This is a genomic window from Amycolatopsis sp. NPDC051106 (assembly GCF_040682775.1).
Taxonomy (GTDB): Bacteria; Actinomycetota; Actinomycetes; order Mycobacteriales; family Pseudonocardiaceae; genus Amycolatopsis.
In genome coordinates this window covers 57,099-72,069 of sequence record NZ_JBFBBQ010000006.1, presented here as the reverse complement: position 1 = coordinate 72,069, position 14,971 = coordinate 57,099, and the positions used below count along the sequence as shown (strand labels likewise).

Annotated in this window: 14 protein-coding genes; 5 read left to right on the top strand and 9 right to left on the bottom strand. The window is 71.0% G+C overall.

What is annotated here, in order from left to right; all coding sequences use genetic code 11:
• Window positions 1–13 precede the first annotated feature (13 nt).
• Together AB0M83_RS07060 and AB0M83_RS07055 are read right to left on the bottom strand one after the other, a co-directional pair.
• Window positions 14–1,303, bottom strand: coding sequence for an FAD-dependent oxidoreductase (locus AB0M83_RS07060; protein WP_364513676.1), 1,290 nt, complete (start codon window positions 1,301–1,303; stop codon window positions 14–16).
• 71 nt (window positions 1,304–1,374) lie between these two features.
• Window positions 1,375–2,322, bottom strand: a complete 948-nt coding sequence (locus AB0M83_RS07055; RefSeq protein WP_364513673.1) for a LysR family transcriptional regulator — start codon at window positions 2,320–2,322, stop codon at window positions 1,375–1,377.
• A gap of 185 nt (window positions 2,323–2,507) precedes the next feature.
• On the opposite strand from AB0M83_RS07055, the gene AB0M83_RS07050 reads away from it, so the two are divergent.
• Window positions 2,508–3,218: an MFS transporter gene (locus AB0M83_RS07050; RefSeq protein WP_364513670.1), complete on the top strand. Its 711-nt coding sequence runs from the start codon at window positions 2,508–2,510 to the stop codon at window positions 3,216–3,218.
• A 160-nt stretch (window positions 3,219–3,378) separates the two neighbouring features.
• Here the strand turns inward: AB0M83_RS07050 and AB0M83_RS07045 are convergent, their stop codons facing one another.
• Window positions 3,379–4,188, bottom strand: coding sequence for a hypothetical protein (locus AB0M83_RS07045; RefSeq protein ID WP_364513668.1), 810 nt, complete (start codon window positions 4,186–4,188; stop codon window positions 3,379–3,381).
• Window positions 4,189–4,532: 344 nt separating this feature from the next.
• Here AB0M83_RS07045 and AB0M83_RS07040 point away from each other — a divergent pair, with 344 nt between their 5' ends.
• On the top strand, window positions 4,533–5,636 hold the full coding sequence (locus tag AB0M83_RS07040; protein WP_364513667.1) for a DUF5005 domain-containing protein: 1,104 nt from the start codon (window positions 4,533–4,535) through the stop codon (window positions 5,634–5,636).
• Window positions 5,637–5,705: 69 nt separating this feature from the next.
• Here AB0M83_RS07040 and AB0M83_RS07035 read toward each other — a convergent pair whose 3' ends face one another.
• From AB0M83_RS07035 to AB0M83_RS07015, 5 genes are all read right to left on the bottom strand, one after another.
• Entirely contained in the window at window positions 5,706–8,552 is a 2,847-nt protein-coding gene (locus AB0M83_RS07035) for a glycoside hydrolase N-terminal domain-containing protein (RefSeq protein WP_364513664.1), read from the bottom strand.
• 16 nt (window positions 8,553–8,568) lie between these two features.
• A complete protein-coding gene (locus tag AB0M83_RS07030) occupies window positions 8,569–9,933 on the bottom strand; it encodes an RICIN domain-containing protein (RefSeq protein ID WP_364513661.1) in 1,365 nt (454 codons plus the stop codon).
• 408 nt (window positions 9,934–10,341) lie between these two features.
• Window positions 10,342–10,803 carry a nitroreductase/quinone reductase family protein gene (locus tag AB0M83_RS07025; protein WP_364513659.1) on the bottom strand — a complete coding sequence of 154 codons (462 nt, stop codon included), beginning with the start codon at window positions 10,801–10,803 and terminating at the stop codon, window positions 10,342–10,344.
• Window positions 10,804–10,843: 40 nt separating this feature from the next.
• The gene (locus AB0M83_RS07020; RefSeq protein WP_364513656.1) at window positions 10,844–11,845 is read right to left on the bottom strand and encodes a zinc-binding alcohol dehydrogenase family protein; all 1,002 of its coding nucleotides are present in this window, start codon (window positions 11,843–11,845) and stop codon (window positions 10,844–10,846) included.
• Between the two features lie 4 nt (window positions 11,846–11,849).
• Entirely contained in the window at window positions 11,850–12,425 is a 576-nt protein-coding gene (locus AB0M83_RS07015) for an NAD(P)-binding domain-containing protein (protein ID WP_364513654.1), read from the bottom strand.
• Between the two features lie 101 nt (window positions 12,426–12,526).
• Between AB0M83_RS07015 and AB0M83_RS07010 the strand changes: the two genes are divergently transcribed.
• Complete coding sequence (locus AB0M83_RS07010) at window positions 12,527–13,183, top strand: TetR/AcrR family transcriptional regulator (protein ID WP_364513652.1); 657 nt, start codon at window positions 12,527–12,529, stop codon at window positions 13,181–13,183.
• A gap of 104 nt (window positions 13,184–13,287) precedes the next feature.
• On the opposite strand, the gene AB0M83_RS07005 is transcribed toward AB0M83_RS07010, so the two are convergent.
• Complete coding sequence (locus AB0M83_RS07005) at window positions 13,288–13,752, bottom strand: MarR family transcriptional regulator (protein WP_364513649.1); 465 nt, start codon at window positions 13,750–13,752, stop codon at window positions 13,288–13,290.
• Between the two features lie 61 nt (window positions 13,753–13,813).
• Here AB0M83_RS07005 and AB0M83_RS07000 point away from each other — a divergent pair, with 61 nt between their 5' ends.
• Together AB0M83_RS07000 and AB0M83_RS06995 are read left to right on the top strand one after the other, a co-directional pair.
• Window positions 13,814–14,182, top strand: a complete 369-nt coding sequence (locus AB0M83_RS07000; protein WP_364513646.1) for a VOC family protein — start codon at window positions 13,814–13,816, stop codon at window positions 14,180–14,182.
• 34 nt (window positions 14,183–14,216) lie between these two features.
• Window positions 14,217–14,969, top strand: a complete 753-nt coding sequence (locus AB0M83_RS06995) for an SDR family oxidoreductase (protein ID WP_364513643.1) — start codon at window positions 14,217–14,219, stop codon at window positions 14,967–14,969.
• Window positions 14,970–14,971: the final 2 nt, after the last annotated feature.

Sequence of the window (14,971 nt, the reverse complement as noted above, 5' to 3'; positions counted from 1 at the left end):
GCGTTCCCTCCGTTCAGTTCTCGAGGTTGGGGGCCAGCCGGCCGGCCAGCTCGCCGTGGTCGATGTCGTGCACGCTGTCCTTCCCGGCCAGGTCCAGGGCGTGCGCGGCGGCCATGCCCATCGCCCCGCACGGGCCCATGACGCGCACGCTCGACAGCGCGGCCGCGTCACCGTCGACGCACCGGCCCGCGACCAGGACGTTGTGGACGTCGGGCGGGGTCATCGAGCGCAGCGGGACGTAGTGCACGTGCTCGGGCCCGAACGTCTCCCACACGTAGCCTTCGGCCGTGTCGTGCAGTTCCACGGGCCATGCGGTCCGCGCGACCGCGTCGGGAAAGCGCGTGCCGGCCCGCACTTCGTCGAGGGTCAGCTGGTGCACCCCCTGCGCCCAGCGCGTCTGCCGCCGGCCGGGGAGTCCGTAAGCCCGGACGCGGGCGCTCCCGAACGCCTCGGGGAACTCCGCCCGCAGGAACGCCACCACCCGGTCGGCCTGGGCCTTGCCTTCGAGCTGGGCCTGGGCCGCGGCGATCGGCTCGAGCGGGGCCTCGATGTGCGTCATGTTGAGCACCGAGGTTCCCCGGCCGGGGAAGTGGAAGGCGAGCCCGTCGTGCCGGCGCAGGCCGTACTGGGCGGCTTTGGCTCCGACCCGCTCGGCCAGCTCGTCCGGCTCGGGCGCGGCCTGCTCGGCGACGTGCTCGACGACGAGCTGCTGCGAGCCGTAGATCTCGCGCTCCGGCAGGCGGCACGGCAGTCCCGCCTCCCAGACCAGGGAGGCGTCCCCGCTCGCGTCGACGAACCCGGTGGCGGCGACGTCGACCGGGCCGTACCTGGTCGCGAAGGTGACCGAGTCGATGCGGTCGCCGCCGCGCACGACGCCGGTGATCGCCGCGCCGGTGATCACCCGAATGCCGTGCTCCCGCACGGTGTCTTCGACCCACCGGCCGAGCGCCACTTCGTCGTAGCCGACCGTCATCGTGTGCCGTCGCTGCCGGAAGAGGTCGCCCGTGGCGTCCAGGTCGCGGAAGATGTCGTCGAAGATCCCGTGCGTCAGCTGGCGGTAGTCCGGGGCGTTCCCGAACACCCCGCAGAACAACCCGATCAGGGAGTTGACCATCTGGCCGCCGAGCACCGGCAGCGCGTCGACGAGCACGACGTCGCGGCCGAGCCGGGCGGACTCGATGGCGGCGGACAGCCCGGCGATGCCGGCGCCGACGACGCAGACGTCGGCGGCGACCTGGTGGGCGCTCGCGCCGGCGGGCTTGCGGACGGTGTGGACCTTCAGCTCGGTGAGGGGGTGCGGCATGGATCACACGCTAGGTCGCGGTGCCGCGCCCCCGGAAATAGAGAATCGCGCTGCGGGAGTATCAGCCGGAGTTATACCTGGAGGTCGCGAGCGAGGTCGGTCAGCACGGTCCGGAGCCAGCGGTGGGCCGGGTCGCCGTCGTAGCCGGCGTGCCACCAGAACCGTTCCACGATCGGTTCCGGATCGCCTGGACACGGCAGGACGCGCAGGCCGAGACGTCCGGCGACGCGCGTGGCGAGACGTTCCTGCAGCAGCGCGACCCGGTCGGTCCCCGCCACGAAGTGCGGTACGGCCTGGTAGCTCTCGACGCGGACGCGGATCTTCGGCTGGATGCCGAAGAGCGCGAGCTGACGGCTCATCGGCGCGGCGGGCGGGAAGCCGCGATCCGGCTGGAACGGGGCGACCCACGGCATCGCGGCGAGCTGTTCGAGGCCGAGTTCGGCACCCACCCGGGCGTTGGCCGCGTCGACCACGCAGACCCAGCGGTCGGTGAACAACGCGACCGAGCGCACGTCGGGCAGCTCGAAGCGGCCGGCCGGGGGTGCCACCATCCCGTCGATCAAGCGGATCGTGTCCGCGATGTCGCTCGCGAACGCCTCCCGCACCAGCCGGACGTGCAGCTGGACGTCCGGCGCCTGGTCCGCGAGCAGCGCGGACAGCCGCGAGCCCAGCACCTCGATCGTGTAGTCCGCCATGAACAGCGTGAACTCGCGGGCGGACGCACCGGGGTCGAAGTCGTGACCGGTCCCGAAGAGCCGCTCCGCGCCGGTGCACACCGCCTCGACCGGGTCGGCCAGCTGAACGGCGAGCGCGGACAGCACATAGCCGTTCCCGGACCGCACGAGCAGTTCGTCGCCGAAGTGCCGGCGCAACCGGGCGAGCGCGGCACTCGCCGCGGGCTGCGACACCCCGAGCCGAGCCGCCGCCCGGGTGACGTTCCGCTCCCGGAGCAGCTCCCGCAGCACCACCAGCAGGTTGAGATCCAGGTTCGCCAGGTGAACGGCGGAATGCCTCGCCACGGTGGGACTATAAATCAGGCTGACACCCTGCGCAGCGGTCTCTGGGTGCTCAGACGGGCCGCGTAACGCGTGTTCTTCGCAGCGAAATTACTGTCGGCGAACCGTCGTCCGCATTCACCGGCCTGAGCTTGTCCCACTTGCGAGAACGCCGTACAAGCCGGCCCTCGACGTTATACGGTGAACGCATGTATGTGACGCCACCGACGCCACACGTCACCCGCCCGGCAGCCGCGCCCGCCTGGTGGCAGGTGCTCGGACCGGCGTTCACCATGCTGATCGGGCTGTTCATGCTGACCGTGATCTACCGGTTCGACGGCATGTCCGAGCTCCAGCGCACCCTCGGCTTGTCCGGCCAGAGCCTGCTCCTGGTCGGACTGGTCGCCTACCTGGCCGGGGCGGCGCTCGCGGTGCCCGCCGGACTGCTGCTCGGCGCCCGCTTCCCCACGGCGGTGGCCATCGCCGGGACCTGCCTCCTGCTCATCGGCGTCCTGCTGGCCGCCTTCGCCGGCGCCGGCGGCCTCCTGATGGCCGGCCGCGCCTTCTCGGGACTCGGCACGGGCGCAGCCGCCGGCACGACCGTCGCGCTGATCCTGAAGCTCCGCGAACGGCGCGGCGTCGTCGCCGGGGTCACCGCCGCGCTCGCCGTGCTCGCCTTGCTGCTCGCGCCGGTCATCGGCCAGCTGATCTCCGAAGCGATCGGGTTCCGGGTGGTCCAGCTGGTCGCGATTCCGTTCCTCCTCGTCGCGCTCGTGGTCAACGGGGTCATCGGTCTCGTCAGGCTCACCTCGGCCAAGCGCCAGGCCGCACCCGTCCCGTACGGCATGCCGTACCCGCCGGCCGGGCCCGCCGGTCCGGCCGGGTTCACCGGTGACTCATGGCAATCAGGCGGACCCTGACGCGCCCGGTCGCCGGACCCCGCACCAGCACCGAGCCTGCCCAGATGTTCATCAACGAGTCATCAGCAGATCAGCACCCACCACCAGGCAATGAATTGGGGACACCCCTAACAGCCTGGCACTGTTCGAACCGGCGCGTGATCGTGGACGCGCTCTTGGGCTAGGTGATCGGCTGCCGGCTGGTCCAGTCGAAGACGGTGTCGCCTTGTTCCCACGCCCGGCGGTGGTCTAGACATAGTCCATTGCCGCCGAAAGCGCCGACCACGTCGGTGCAGCGGTGACTGTACGGAAACGCCCTGGCGCGACACTGCCGATTGTGCTCTTCCTCGGCTCTGAGCGAGGCGAGTTCCGTTTCGGACGGCGGCGTACTGGGCAGGGTCGGTGCCGGCGCGCTGGCCGCGCGCGGCAGCTGTCGCGGAGGGGCGGCCACCGACCTGGGGAGCTTGAACGGGCTGGTTCCGTCCTTTGACCGCAGCCCGAGCTCGACGAGGAGCTTCTTCGTCGGCACCGTGGTCCTGATTTCGAGCTCACTGGTCGTAGTGCTCGCGGCCCAGTGGTAGATCCAGCCGATACCGTGCAATACCGGCTTGCCGCCGAGCTTCGCGGGCGGGTCTAGCACCAGGGCGCTGATCAGGTAGTAGTCCCGGGGCAAGGTCAAGTGCGCGGTCTCGCCGAGCACCATTGGCACGGTCACTCCGTAGGAGGGCGCGCCGACCGGGGCGCGATCAGGTGCGGTCTGGAAAGCCAGCAGCACGGGCCGCCGCCCGGCCGGCGTGTGGTGGACAACGATGTCGATGTCGCTGGTCTCCTCACCAAGGCGGTGGCGGCGAGGCGGGGTTCCCGGCAGCATGACGCTCTGCCGCGCTTCGCCGAGCACGTGGTCCACCGCCCGTTCGGCAAGGCGCCCGACGATGGCGGCGCCCACGGTCTGGCCCAGCCAGATGAGCGACAGGGTGAACGGCTCGCCCATTTTGCCTCCACTGCCGGACTGCGCGCCTGACGAGTATGTCGCTCCAGCGCCACGGTTTGATACTTGGACACCACCTGGTCGCCATCGGAGTCCAGGTCTCGACCGCTGCCCGCCATGCACCCGAACTCCACTACCCCGGGACAGACCGGCGAACTCCCGTGGAGTCCTGTGAAGGCCGAGACGTCGCGCTGCGCCGAGCCCGGCCAAAGCAGCCGGTACGCAGGCTGCCGAAACGCCTCTTGACCACGTTTCTGTCCTGCTCCATGCGTTGACAACGCTGACAACGCGGCCCGACACTGAAGCCGTTGTCAACGTTGTCAGCCTCGTCGGAGAGGACCGGGCTCATGATCGCCCGCCGCACCTTGGCGCTGTGCGCCGCCGTCATCGCCTCGCTCGCCCTGGCCGGGCCCGCCGCGGCAGCCGGCCGGCCGCTGCGGATCGTCGGCGCGCAGGCCGACACCGCGCTCACCCAGCGCTGGCAGGACTTCGGCCGCCGGCCCGGCGTCGGCTGGGCCGCGGGCGACGGCACCTACTCCACGACGCTGCCGTCCGGACTGGTCGCGTGGCTGTTCAACGACACCTTCTTCGGACCGGTGCGCGCCGACGACAGCCTGCCCGAGTCGTCGCCGTTCACGCACAACTCGGCCGTACTGTCCACATCGGACGCGAAGCACCTGTTGACGACCATAGCGCCTGGCCCGCCGAAGCACCCGCAATCGCTCGTCGGGCCGACGCCGCAGAGCCCGAGCGTGCCGAACGACCACTGGTACTGGAACGGCGACGGCATCGTCGACGGCGGCAAGCTGCGCGTCCTCGAATTCGAGCAGCAGCCGACCGACGACCCGCCACCGTTCAACTTCGCCTGGACGCGCACGAAGCTCGCGACCCTCGACCCGCGCACGTTCCGGCTCGAGAAACTGACCGACGTGCCTTCGGCCGGCGGCGTCCAGTGGGGCACCGAGCTGATGCGGGACGGCGCGTGGACCTACATCTACGGCGTCGAAGGGGACGGCTTCACGAAGTACCTGCACCTCGCCCGCGCCCCGATCGGCCGGCTCGACGGGCCGTGGCAGTTCCGCACCGCGGCCGGCTGGACGGGCGACCCGGCGGCGTCGGCGCGGCTGCTCGGCAACGTCGGCAGCTCCTTCGGCGTCACCCCGGTCGGCGGCGAATACCTGCTGACGACGTTCGACTCGGGCCTGACCGACACCATCCACGCCTACCACGCGAGGACCCCGGCCGGTCCGTTCACCGGCGGCGAGACGGTGTACACCGCGCCGGAAGCCGGGAACGGCCGCTACACCTACAACGTCGCCGCGCACCCGGAGATCAGCCGGCCGGGGCACCTGGTCATCTCGTACAACACCAACAGCGAGAAGCTCGCCGACCTCTACGCGAACATCGACAACAACCGGCCCCGGTTCGTCGACCTCCGGCTCTCCCGATGACAGCCCCGCCCCGGGCGGGGCACTTCGAGGATCCGGCCGACGGTGTCCCGGATCGCGTGGCCGGCCTCCTCACCCGCGCTGGAGCTGGAAAAGCTGGTTGGCGGCCCCGGTCACGGTCCACTGCGAGATGCGCGCGCCGTCGGCGGTCGACGCGCTCCACACGTCCATCGCGAGGCCGCTGGCGCGGTTGACCAGGCTCACCACGCCGCCGCCCTGGTCGGTCACCCGCCACTGCTGGGTCGTCGCGCCGGTGTCCGGCTGCTGCGTGATGTCGGCGCCGGTGGCGGTGGACGCGACCTGGAGGACCAGACCGCTGCCGCGGGAGCGGATGCGGTGGAAACCGCCGTCCGAAGCGAGGAAGTCGAACTGCTGGTTCGGTCCGCTGGTGGCCTGCCACTGGATCAACGCCGCCCCGGCACTGGTGGAGCCGCCGCTGATGTCGGCCGACTTGCCACTGTGCTGGGCGACGAGCCGGTAGTTCACCCCGGGTTCCACCACCGGCGGGGGTCCGCCGAGCGCGGTGGCGCGGTAGGTGTGGCCCGCTTGGCCCGCGAAGCGGACCAGATCGGCCTCGACGGTCACCGGCTGGACCTTGGCGCCGCTGGTGGTGTCGAGCACTTCGTAGGCCGCGGTGAACATCCGGCTGCGGACCTTGACGTCGCCGTCGCGGTCCGGCGTGATGGTCAGCTGCGTCGCCGAGCCGCTGCTCCAAGCCGCGCCGACCGTGTAGCCGCCGCGGCCGCGCAGGCCCGTGACGCTGCCGGCCGGCCAGGCCGGCGGCAGCGCGGGCAGCACGTGCAGCTCGCCGTTGTGGCTGTGCAGCAGCAGTTCGGCGATGCCGGACGTCGCGCCGAAGTTGCCGTCGATCTGGAACGGCGGGTGCAGGTCGAACATGTTGGGCGCCAGCCGGTCCGTGCGCACGAGGAGCCGGAGCAGGTCGTGTGCCTTGGCGCCCTCTTCCATCCGGGCCCAGTAGTTGATCTTCCAGGCCAGTGACCAGCCGGTGCCGTCGTCGCCGCGCAGTTCGAGCGTCTTGCGGGCCGCGGCGAACAGCGGGGGCGTGCCGCGCTTGCTGATCTGGTTGCTGGGGTACAGCCCGTACAGGTGCGAGATGTGCCGGTGGGTCCGCTCGGTCTCCACCCAGTCGTAGAGCCATTCCTGGACGTTCCCGCGCGAGCCGACCTTCATCGGCGCCAGCCGCTGCCGGGCCGCCTTGACCTGGTCGGCGAAGGCGCCGTCGACGCCCAGCACCTGGCACGCGCCGGCGCAGCCGTCGAACAGGTCGCGCAGGATCTGCATGTCCATCGTCGGCCCCGCGCACACGGACGCGTTCGCGTGGTGGTTCAGCTCGGGCGAGTTCGACGGGTTGGTGACCAGGTAGCCCAGCGAGGGCTCGGTCACCAGGGTGTCGAGGAAGAACTGGGCGGCGCCCTTCAGCAGCGGGTAGCGCGTGCGCAGGAACTCGACGTCGCCGGTGAACCGGTAGTGGTCCCAGATCATGGTGGCGAGCCAGGCCCCGCCGGTCTGCCACATGCCGGCCTGCGCGAAGTCCACAATGGAGGATCCACGCCAGCCGTCGGTGTTGTGGTGGGTGACCCAGCCGCGGGCGCCGTACTCGACCTGCGCGGTGCGGGCTCCGGTGACCGCGAGGTCGGAGATCATGGCGAACACCGGTTCGTAGCACTCGGCGAGGTTGGTGACGTCGGCCGGCCAGTAGTTCATCGGCAGGTTGGCGTTGAGGGTGTACTTCGACTCCCACGACGGGTTCAGCTGGTCGTTCCAGATGCCCTGCAGGTTGGCCGGTTGCGTGCCCGGCCGCGAGGAGGAGATCAGCAGGTAGCGCCCGAACTGGAAGAGCAGGGCGGCGAACTGCGGGTCGCTGACGCTGTTGTGCTGGGCGATCCGGACGTCGGTCGGCTGGTCGGCCGCCGGGGTGCGGCCGAGGTCGAGGGTGGTCCGCCCGAACAGCTTCTGGTAGTCGGCCACGTGCCGGCCGCGCAGGGCGTCGTAGGAAAGCGCCTGGGCGGCGGCCAGCCTCGACCGCGCGATGCCCTGGTAGTCCCCGTTCACCGTGCGGTAGTCGACGTAGCTGGTGCCGACCGAGATCAGCAGCGTCACGGCGTTGGCGCCGGACACCCGCAGCGTGCCACCGGAACTGCTGGTGCTCCCGCCCTCGGCGGTGGCGCTCGCCAGGGCGAGGAACCGGACCGAACCGGCGATGCCCCGGCTGTCGCTCGAAACGCCGTCCAGCGCGATGGCGGTGCCGTTCGGGCTGGACGTCGTCGCCCGCTGCGGGGTGCCCAGCGACGCCGAAAACGAGATGGAGCCGGGCGTCTCGGCCGTCAACCGCAGGGCGATCACCTGGTCGACGGCGCTGGCGAACACTTCACGCCGGTACCGCACGTTGTTCGCGACGTAGGTGACCACCGTCGTGGCCGTGGTGAGGTCGAGCCAGCGCTGGTACGAAGAGGCGCTGCCGCCGGGGAGCGCGAGGCTGAGGGTGCCGACGGGCTGGTACGGCTGCTGGGCGGCCGGGGAGCCGAGCATCTTCTGGTCGATCAGGGACTGCGCCTGCGTCCACTGGTTGGAGAACACCAGCTGCCGGATCTGCGACAGCGCCCCCGCGCCCTGGGTGTTGCTGTAGTCGTGCGGGCCGCCCGCCCAGACCGTGTCCTCGTTGAGCTGCAGGCGTTCGGTGTCGGTGTTGCCGTACACCATGGCACCCAGCCTGCCGTTGCCGATCGGCAGCGCGCGCAGCCATTCGGTGCCGGCGGGTTTGTCGTACCACAGCGCCAGGTCGTTCACCGCCCGGACGTCCGCGGGCGCGGCCGAGCCGGGCCGCGCCGTCGCGGTCCACATGAGGGGCACCACCGCGGCGCCCAGCCGGATCGCCTGTCTCCGGGTCAGGTCGGGCATCTGCGTTCTCCGATCCTCAGGCGCGCTGGAGCTGGAACCGCTGGTTGGTGCCGCCGGAGGCGGCGTACTGCGAAATCCGGGCCCCGTCGGCGGTCGAGGCGCCCCAGACGTCCATGGCGAGGCCGCTGGCCCGGTTGACGAGGCTCACTGCGCCGCCGCCCAGGTCGGTCACCCGCCACTGCTGGGCCGCCGCGCCGGTGTCCGGCTGCTGCGTGATGTCCGCGCCCGAGGCCGAACTCGCGACCTGCAGGACGAGTCCGCTGTGCCGGGCGCGGATCCGGTAGTACCCGTCGCTCGTCGCCAGGAAGTCGAACTGCTGGTTCGCCGCGGTGTGCGAAGCCCACTGGACCAGCGTGGCGCCCGCGGCGGTGGACGCCCCGCTGATGTCCGCGGACTTGCCGCTGTGCGCGGCCACCAGGGAGTAGTTCACGCCGACCTGCACCGGCGATGTGGGGTTCGGGTCGGTGGTGCCGAACTGGCTGAAGAACTTCCAGATCTCGGTCTTCGTCCAGCTCCGCGCGCCGCTTTCGCACCCGGTGCAGCCGTCCACCGGGCCCTGCTGGTGACCGCCGTCGAACGGGGCCCAGACCACCGGGTAGCCGGTCCGGCAGCCCGAGTAGGTGGTCAGGTAGTGGGTTTTGCTGCCCGCCGCCGGTTCGGGGGCGTTCTGCGGGGTGCAGCCGTTGTTGCGGACGAAGGTGTCCCGCAGCCCGCGGCCGGCGCCGATGTTGTCCGAGACGCCGTGGATCCCCATGTACGCGATGGGCTGGGTGCCCCCGCTGCACCCGCTGATCGCGCCGGGGGCGGCGATCGCCGCGACCGCGCGGAAGACGTTCGCCCGGGCACACGCGAGCGCGTAACTCATCGCGCCGCCGTAGCTGAAGCCCACGGAGAACAGCTGCGTCGTGTCGACGCAGAGGTCGTTCTCGATCAGCCGGACCAGGTCGTCGGTGAAGGTCACGTCCTCGCCGCCGGAATTGCCCCAGCCGTTGTTGAGACCTTGGGGCGCCACGAAGATCGTGGAGTTGCCCGACTGCGACTGCATGCCGTAGTAGGCCCAGGCGTAGCCGTCGCTCCCGCCCGAGGCGACCTGCTCGGCGGTGCCGCCCAGCCAGTGGAAGCCGAAGGCCAGCCGGTGCGGCGTGCTGGTGTCGTAGGTGTCGGGGATCTTCAGGATGAAGCTGCGGCTCTTGCCGTTGCTCTGGATCGTGCGTTTGCCGCTGGTGAGCGTGGGGCTCTTGCCGCACCCGGCGCTCGGCGTGGCCGCCTGGGCCGTCTGGGCCGTCGTCGTGGCGGCGGCACCCGGAGGAGAGCCACCGACGGCCAGCACGAGCAGCGCGGCAGTCACCAAGATCCGGAACGGAGAGCTGAGCCTGGGCATGCGAAATCCCTTCGGCGGAAATCCTCGGCCCTCGGCGTAAGACGTCCGCCCAAGGGTATTTGCGTTCTAGCACAAATTTCCGAAGGACGTCCAGCCGGAAATGAAAGTTTCACTTCTCCCGGCCAGCACGAAAAGAGAACGAATGGATTCCGTGAAAGCGATTCCCGGCGGGCGGCCGGGCGCCCGGGTGCGAGCCCCGGGATCCCGGCGAAGTCAGGTCCGCCTGGGCGGCTCGGGGATCTGGCGACGCCAGTACGCCGTTCGAAGGGTGCGATCAGGCGGCAGCGATGCAGTGAATGACTCATTCCTGTCGTCCAGCGCCATGAAAGAGTCGTTCACTGCATCGCGGAGGCGACCGGCGACCGACTTTGCCGGCACCCTGGCGCGAGCCCGGGCGCCCGTGGCGAGTCAGCCCTCGGTGGGTTCGAGCAGGATCAGCGGCACCTCGCGGTTGCCGGCCTCGATCGCGCGGGCGCGAAGGCCGGCGAAAAACGGGTAGAGCTCTTCGGTGTAGGCCAGCCACTTCTCGCGCTCCGCGCCTTCGGCCACCCGGGCGGTCATCAGCCGGCGGTCGGGGCCGTCCTGCAGCTGCACCGTCGGGTTCGCCACGAGGTTGTGGAACCAGCTCGGGTTGCGAGCCTGGCCGCCGGCCGCCGCGCCGATGGCGTAGACGCCGTCACGCTCGATGCGCATCAGGGCGACCTTGCGCAGCTTGCCCGAACGGGCGCCACGCATGGTCACCACCACCACCGGGCCACCCCCCATCGTCGCGCCTTCGCGGCCGTCGGTGCGCTCGTAGAGCTCGACCTGACCGCGGGTCGTCGCGTCGGCACTGGGGACGTACTCACCGTCGAGCAGATCCGTTGTCATGTCAGGGAATTCCTTTCGTCGAGTAACGCGTTCACCGGCTTCAGCCGGCTACCCGGATCACGGTCTTCCCGATGGTCCGGCCGCTTTCGGCAAGGGTGTGCGCCGTCTTCATGGTCTCGGCGGTCAACCCCTCGAGCGTGGTGGTGACGATCGGGCGCAGCCGGCCCGCCGCGACGTCGTCCACCGCCCGGGCGAGGATCCGGCCCTGGCTGCCGGCGTCACCGCCGGCCACGATCTTGCTGAACACCATTTCGCTGTGCAGCGACAGCGACTTGCCCGTCAAGGCCCCCGGGTCGAAGGAGCCGGTGAGGTCGATGGCGGCCAGGTGACCGAAAGGGCGCAGCACCTCGACGATCGCCCCCAGGTGGCCGCTGGTGCCCGAGGTCGAGAACACCAGGTCGACGTGGTCGATCCCCGCCGTGCGGAGCTGCCCGGCCAGGTCGCCGCGGTGGTCGACGACCAGGTCGGCACCCATCGCCGTCGCCCACTCCCGCGACTCGGGCCGCGAGGCCGTGCTGATCACGAAGGCCGGGGTCGTGGCCTTGAGCAGTTGCGTGGCCATCGACCCGACGCCGCCGGCTCCACCGACGACGAGCACGCGGCCGACACCGGGCAGCAGCGCGTCCTGGTCGCGAAACAGCGATTCCCAGGCCGTGAGGACACCGATGGGCAGCGACGCGGCGTCGGTGAACGCGAGCCGGTCCGGGATCTTGGCGACCACCCGGTGGTCGACCGCGACGCGCTCGGCCCAGCTGCCGTCGCGGGTGAAGTCGCCGGTACCCAGCACCCGGTCCCCGGCCGCGAATCCGGTGGCCGCGGGCCCGGCCGCGGCGACGACCCCGGCGAACTCCCAGCCGAGGACGACCCGCCCGCCGGGTTCGGCGCTGCGCGTCCGCCGGATCGCGGCTTCGCCCGGGTTGATGCCGATCGCCCGGACTTCGACCAGCAGGTCACCGTCGCGCAGCCGGGGTTCGGCGACTTCGGTCAGCTCGATGGCGAACGCGTCGAGCGCGTGTGCCTTCTCATAGGCCAAGGCTTTCATGGCTTCAGTCCTGCTTCAGGGCGTGCAGTGCCGAGAGCGGGCCGCCGACCTGCATCAGGCGGCCGCCCTCGCGCAGCGTCCCGGCGTCGACCGGCGCGAATCCGAGGGCGTCGGCGACGGCGTGGAAATCCGCCTTGGCGGCCTTGTCGTCACCGGCGTGGAACAGCAGCTGCCGTCCTTCCGCGTGCCGGGGATCGGCGGCGATGTACGGGGCGTGGAGGGTGTTGAAGGCCTTGACCACGCGCGCGCCCGGCGCGCGGTCGGCGACGAGCTCGCTCGCCGTCCCGGCCTCGAGGTCGGCGAAGGTGTTGGTGGTGTCGACCAGGATGCGGCCGTCCCACTCGGGCAGCCCGGCCAGCGCGTCGCCGACCTGCGGCCACCTCACGGCGAGGAAGACCATGTCGGCGGCGGCCGCTTCCGCGGGGGTGCCCGCGCTCGCGAGCGGCCCCAGCCGGGTCACGACGTCGAGCAGTGTGTCCGGGCCGCGGCTGTTGGCGAGCGTCACCTGGTGGCCGGCCGTCACGAGGTGGCCCGCGATCGCCTGCGCGACCGTCCCGGCGCCGATGGTTCCGAAGTCCATGACCGTCCCCTCAGTCTTCGATGACGTTCATCATCATAATTTATGATTGCAGTCGTCATCATTAACTGTCAAGCCGGGCTCCTCCGTGGACACTCGGTTTGATGATGAGTATCATCGGTAGCGAGCTCGCCAGGGAGGTGGTCGACGTGCCCCGCATCACGCAGGAGCAGAAGCGGCTCAACCACGAGAAGATCGTCAACGCGGCCGGCGCGGGATTCCGGCTGCGCGGCATCGACGGCATCGGCATCGAGGAGCTGATGAAGTCGGCCGGCATGACGCACGGCGGGTTCTACAACCACTTCGCCTCGAAGGACGACCTCGCTCTCGAAGTCCTCCACCAGGGCTTCACCGACTCGCTCGCGACGCTCGACGCCATCCGCGAAGCGCATCCCCGCTCGGCGCGCGCGGCCTTGCACGACATGATCGACGAGTACGTCAACGCCGAGCACCGCGACCACCCCGAGATCGGCTGCGCCTCGGCCGCCCTCGTCTCCGACGCCGGCCGCCACGGCGCCGCCGCCCAGGCCGAATACCGGCGCGGGCTCGACGGCTACTTCGCCACCATCACCGACATGCTGCTCGACCGCGCCCGCCAGTCCGGCACCGAACTCACGCCCGCCGAAGCCCGCGAGCGCGCGGTGGCGCTGTTCAGCCAGATGGTCGGCGCACTGCTCCTCTCCCGGGCGATCGCCGACGCGGCCCCGGACCTGTCGGACGAGGTCCTGACGGTCAACCGGCGGCGGCTCAAGAAGCTGTGACCCGCCTTCGTTCCGGCCACCCCAGCCGCCTGCGGATCCGCGAGACCCCCGGTTGACCTGACGCGTGAAGAGCGTCTCTCGAGATTGACGCTCTGCCGTAGCCGCTAGCTTCCGCCTGGCCCAGCCTCGTCGCCCAGTGCGGCCGCGATGGACGCGAGGTCCGCGCACAGCCGACGCCGGGCGGCCGGCGCCAACGCCGCGAGCATCTTGTGCTCCACGACGCCGAGCACCTGACTCGCGGCCAGCAACCGTTCCCGGCCGACGGAGGTCAGCTCCGTCGGCAAGGCTTTGCCGTGGCCGGACACGGGCGGCCGCGTCAGCAATCCGCGGTCTTCCAGGCCCTTCAGCACCAGGTTCATCGACTGACGGGAGACGAAGACCGCCCGGGCCAGCTCTGCTCCGGACAGCCCCGGCCGCTGTCGCAGCACCTCGAGGCACGCGTACTGCGGCACTGTCAGGTCCAGCGGCCGCAGCGCCTGATCCATCGCCGAGCGCAGCGCGGTGGACGCCTTCTTCAGCATGTACCCGACCGACTCGTCGACCGGCTGAAGAATCTGCTCTTGACTCATGTCAACATGCTGACACAAGATGGGCGTGTCAGCATGTTGACACACTCTCGGAGGAGATGGCATGACCGTCAGTGGCCCCGACTTCATCGGCCTGCAGGTTCGCGACCTCGGCCGCGCCGCGGACTTCTACGCATCCCAGCTCGGGCTGCAGCGGGTGCCGGGCGCTCCTGCGCACGCCGTCGTCTTCGCCACGACGCCCGCGTTCGCCGTCCGCGAGGCGCTGCCCGGCGTCGACCTCGACGCCGTCACCCCCCATCCCGGTGCCGGGGTCGTCCTGTGGCTGGGCGCCGACGACCCGCAAGCGCTGCACGACCGGCTGGCCGGCGGCGGCGTCCCGATCACGGTGGCGCCTTTCGACGGCCCGTTCGGGCGAACGTTCACCTTCACCGACCCCGACGGCTATGCCATCACCGTCCACGACCGAGCCTGAACTTTCCCGTGCACCACCGAAAGGACTTCTTCGAGTGACTACCGACCTGCCGGGTTCCACGGCCCTCGTCACCGGCGCCACCAGCGGGATCGGCCGGGCGGTGGCGGTCTCGCTCGCCGGACGTGGCGCCCATGTGATCGTCGGCGGGCGGAACACCGCCCGAGGCGACGCGGTCGTCTCCGCGATCCGCCGTGCGGGCGGCAAGGCCGACTTCCTCGCCACCGACCTCGGCGACGCCGGTTCGGTGCGCGCCCTGGCCCGCCAAGCCGCCGACCTCGGCGGCGGACACGTCGACGTCCTCGTCAACAACGCCGCCGTCTATCCGCCCCCGGCACCGACGGCCGACGTCCACGACGACGACTTGCACTCCGTCTACGCGGTGAACGTCCGGGCACCGCTGCTCCTGGTGGCCGGACTGGCACCCGCCATGGCCGCCCGCGGCCACGGGACCATCGTCAACGTGCTGAGCATGGCCGCCCGTTTCGGGATGCCCGGCTTCGCCGTGTACGGCTCCAGCAAGGCCGCCTTGGCCCTGCTGACCAAAGCCTGGGCCGCCGAGTTCGGGCCGGACGGCGTGCGGGTCAACGCGGTCAGCCCGGGCCCCACCCGAACCGAAGGGACCCGGAGCTTCGGGCCGGGACTCGACCGCATGGCCGCCGCGGCACCGGCCGGACGGCCGGCGGCGGCCGAAGAGATCGCCGCCGCCATCACCTACCTCGCCGGCGGCGAGGCGAGTTTCGTGCAAGGCGCCATCCTCGACGTGGACGGTGGGCGCACCGCGACCTGAGC